A 539-nucleotide genomic window follows, 5' to 3' on the forward strand; every position below is an offset into this window, starting at 1 on the left:
TACTTACATTTGGACAAAGGAAGGTTGGCTCTACCTAGCGTCTATCATGGATCTTTACTCTAGAAGATTACTGGGTTGGGCAATGTCTCACCGTATGACGAAAGAACTAGTGGTAACAGCATTAAAGCGAGCAATTGTTGCCCAAACACCTTCACCTTGTCTTATTCATCATTCTGATCGCGGCAGCCAGTATGCATCAACAGAATATCAATCTTTACTACGTCAATACGGAATGTTTACAAGCATGAGTAGAAAAGGGAACTGTTACGACAATGCATGTATTGAATCCTTTCACAGCATAATCAAGAGAGAATTGATCTTTCATGAAAGCTACGAAACTAGAGAGCAAGCAAAAAGAAGCATATTCGAGTATATTGTTAATTTCTATAATTCAAAACGAATTCATTCAGCCATTAATTATATGTCTCCGATTGCATTTGAGAAATTGTATTACAACCAAATAAAAGCGAACTAGCATATCCTCTTTATAAGATTGAGAGGGAACCTCTCAATCTTATAAAGAGGCCACCAAGCGAAAG

1 protein-coding gene is annotated in these 539 nt (G+C 37.5%); it reads left to right on the forward strand.

Translation table 11 applies throughout. From position 1 onward, the window contains the following. Window positions 1–475 (forward strand): IS3 family transposase (locus HR057_RS16875; RefSeq protein ID WP_173732669.1); only part of this gene is annotated, 475 nt, incomplete at its 5' end. Window positions 476–539: the final 64 nt, after the last annotated feature.

Source organism: Calidifontibacillus erzurumensis, assembly GCF_013303125.1.
GTDB lineage: Bacteria > Bacillota > Bacilli > Bacillales > Bacillaceae_J > Calidifontibacillus > Calidifontibacillus erzurumensis.